Annotated in this window: 1 protein-coding gene; it reads right to left on the reverse strand. The window is 68.6% G+C overall.

Annotated features, from left to right (window positions below):
* Positions 1–45 precede the first annotated feature (45 nt).
* Positions 46–242 (reverse strand): hypothetical protein (locus SB822_RS60155; RefSeq protein WP_410859520.1); only part of this gene is annotated, 197 nt, incomplete at its 5' end.

Below are 242 nucleotides of genomic sequence, written 5' to 3' on the forward strand. Positions count from 1 at the left end.
GCCGGCATGAGCCGGCCCTTCCAGGACTGCAGACTCCGGGCGGGCTTAGAACGCGCCGCTGAAGTTGACGAAGAAGGACATGTCGCTGGCGCCCTTCTGCGCGGTCGTGGCGGTCACGCCGAAGTTGCTCTGCAGGCCCCACACGCCGGTGCGCGCGCCCAGCACGACGCTGGCGTAATTGCGGTCGAAGTCGATGCCCGGCACGTGGAAGGTGCCCACGTCCGGCATGGTCTGCAGCCACG

Origin of the sequence: Paraburkholderia sp. SIMBA_054, assembly GCF_046534875.1 — a bacterium.
GTDB classification, from domain to species: domain Bacteria; phylum Pseudomonadota; class Gammaproteobacteria; order Burkholderiales; family Burkholderiaceae; genus Paraburkholderia; species Paraburkholderia hospita.